Source organism: Planktotalea sp. (assembly GCF_049680325.1).
GTDB lineage: Bacteria > Pseudomonadota > Alphaproteobacteria > Rhodobacterales > Rhodobacteraceae > Planktotalea.
Genome location: NZ_JBAUHO010000281.1, coordinates 1 through 2,942 on the forward strand (window position 1 = coordinate 1; position 2,942 = coordinate 2,942).

General features: G+C 56.2%; 2 protein-coding genes. Both read left to right on the top strand.

What is annotated here, in order from left to right:
- The first annotated feature begins 188 nt into the window (after positions 1–188).
- On the top strand, positions 189–1,226 hold the full coding sequence (locus WBC85_RS13045) for a cysteine synthase A (RefSeq protein WP_424437899.1): 1,038 nt from the start codon (positions 189–191) through the stop codon (positions 1,224–1,226).
- A gap of 11 nt (positions 1,227–1,237) precedes the next feature.
- On the top strand, positions 1,238–2,942 hold a 1,705-nt coding region (locus WBC85_RS13050), incomplete at its 3' end, for a DUF3772 domain-containing protein (RefSeq protein WP_424437902.1).

Consider the following 2,942-nt stretch of genomic DNA (forward strand, 5'->3'; position numbering starts at 1 on the left):
TGTTGCTTTGGCTGGCGCGCCGGCGCGATGACCTCCGATCCCTTGCGTGATCGGACCGACGCGAGGGGCTAGCCCCTCGCGCTCCCCAAGGTATTTTTAGACCAAAGAAGAGGCTGGATTGGCGCGTCATTGGCTTGAGTTAGGGCGGTCACGAGAATAGGTAGAGTGGGAAGCAAGGAGACATGCACATGATCGTAGCTCAGGATCTGGCTCAGGCCATTGGGAATACACCGCTTATCAAACTTAAGGCCGCCTCGGAAGCGACGGGGTGCACGATCCTTGGCAAAGCGGAATTTATGAATCCGGGCCAGTCGGTCAAGGATCGAGCGGCGCTGTCGATTATTCAGGATGCGGTTGCGCGCGGGGATTTGAAGCCGGGCGGCACAATCGTGGAAGGCACGGCTGGTAATACGGGCATCGGCCTTGCGCTGGTTGGCGCGTCGATGGGGTTCAAGACGGTGATTGTGATTCCTGAAACGCAAAGTCAGGAAAAGAAGGACATGCTGCGCCTTGCGGGGGCGGAACTGGTGCAGGTGCCTGCTGCGCCGTATCGTAACCCGAACAACTTTGTGCGCTATTCGGAACGCCTTGCCAAAGAGCTGGCGCGCACCACCAATGAGGGCGTGATCTGGGCGAACCAGTTTGACAACGTGGCCAACCGCCAAGCCCATATCGACACAACCGGCCCCGAAATTTGGGAGCAGACAGGCGGCAAGGTGGATGGCTTTATCTGTGCTGTCGGATCTGGCGGCACGCTTGCGGGGATCGGCATGGTGCTTCAGCCCAAGGGCGTGAAGATCGGACTGGCGGACCCGGATGGTGCGTCGCTTTACAATTATTATACCAATGGGGAATTGGTCATGAGCGAAGGTGGCTCTATTGCGGAAGGCATCGGTCAGGTTCGCATTACCAAGAACCTTGAAGGGTTCACGCCTGATATGTCCTACAACATCCCCGATCGCGAAGCGCTGCCGCAAGTGTTTGATCTGCTTGAGCATGAAGGCCTGTGCCTTGGCGCCTCTTCGGGTGTTAATGTTGCGGGCGCGATCCGCATGGCGCGCGATATGGGGCCGGGCCACACGATTGTGACCATCTTATGCGATTTCGGAACGCGCTATCAGTCCAAGCTGTTCAACCCGGAATTCCTGCGCGAGAAAGGCTTGCCGGTGCCTGAATGGCTCGACAGGGCACCTGCAAGCATTCCAGGTGTGTTTGAGGACGTTTGATGCGGATATTCATGTTTTTTCGTGCGCTTTGCGTTACGCTGTTTCTGGTTGGTGCGTTCAGCGTCAGCGCCCAGACCGCTGCGCCAGACTATGTCGCCTGGGATAGTGTTGCACAACGCGCTGAAATCGCTGTCGAAAATGGACGCGCATCATCATCTGCTTTGGAAACGTTACGTAGTCAGATCGTAGAATGGCGCGAGACGTTTCTGACGGCGCAGACAAGCAACAAAGCGCGGATCGTGACGTTGAAGTCGCAGATCGAAGCCCTTGGCACGCCTCTGGAGGGGGTTGAAGAGGCTGCCGACATCGCAAGTCGGCGCGCGGAGTTGAATGACCAGTTGCAGCGTCTGAGCACGCCAATTGTGGCTGCCGAGGAGGCCTATAGCCGTGCGGACGGGGTGATTAAAGAGATCGACCGTATTATCCGCGAACGTCAAACCAGCGCCCTGTTGCAGGGTGGGCCCAGTCCTGTAAATCCCGTCTATTGGGCACCAGCGATTGAAACACTTGGCAAGTCACCTGTGGCGATTGTGCAAGAAACGAGCACAGCTCTCAGATCCGAGACGCAGTTGAAGGTTTTCCTTCAGGAATTGCCCAAGATCATCGTGATGTCGCTGATAGGGCTCGTGCTTATTCTGCGCGGTCGGCGCTGGTCGCATAAGATCGTGGATGTTTTGCGGCGCTACACCAATCGGGGAAGCAATGTCTGGCGTTTTGTTGCGTCACTTTTGCAGATATTCCTGCCGTTTACCGGATTGGGTTTTCTTGCAGGGGCGGCTTTGGATTCGGGGCTTATTGGCCTGCGCGGAAGTTTGCTTCTGGATCAATTGCCCGTCTTTGGTTTGCTGTTATTGGGCTTTTGGTGGCTTGGCGGGCAGTTGTTCCCGCGCTCTGACGATGAAACCATTCTGCCCATTGGCCCATCGCACAGGGCGGAGGCACGTTGGTATATCACTGCAAGCGCTTTGATATTGATCGCGGCGATGATCCTGCAAAGCTTTGCGAACTATGATAACTGGAGCGATGCAACGCGTGCTGTCCTGGGCTTTCCGCTGTTGATTTTGACAGGTCTGGTGCTGTTCAGGCTTGGCGCCTTGCTGCGCGGCGCTTTGATTGAACCGTCTGAAGATGATGATGGTTGGCTCTATCGCATGCGCATGTCACGTTTGCTGGGCCAGCTTTCAATGGTCATTGCGGTTGCGGGGCCTGTGCTGGCTGCGCTTGGCTATGGCACAGCCTCGGCACGTTTGATGTTTTCGTTTCTGGCGACCATGGCGCTCTTTGGGTTGTTGTTGGTGTTGCAGGGCTTCATTCGCGATCTCTATGCCTTTGTTATGCGCAAAGAGAGCACGGATGATGAATCCCTGATCCCCGTCTTGATGGGCTTTGCCTTGGTGATTGCGTCATTGCCGGTTCTTGCGCTGATCTGGGGCGCGCGTTGGGCGGATATCACAGAGGTTTGGGCGCGTTTCCAAGAAGGTTTTGCGATTGGCGATAGCCGCATTTCGCCGTCAGATTTCCTGACTTTCGCAGTGCTGTTTAGTGTTGGCTATATGGCAACGCGTTTGCTGCAAGGGGCGATGCGCACAACGATCCTGCCGCGCACCAAACTGGATGCTGGCGGGCGCAATGCCATTGTTTCTGGCATCGGCTATGTGGGTATTTTTCTGGCCGCACTTATTGCAATCAGCGCGGCTGGGATTGATCTAAGTGGTC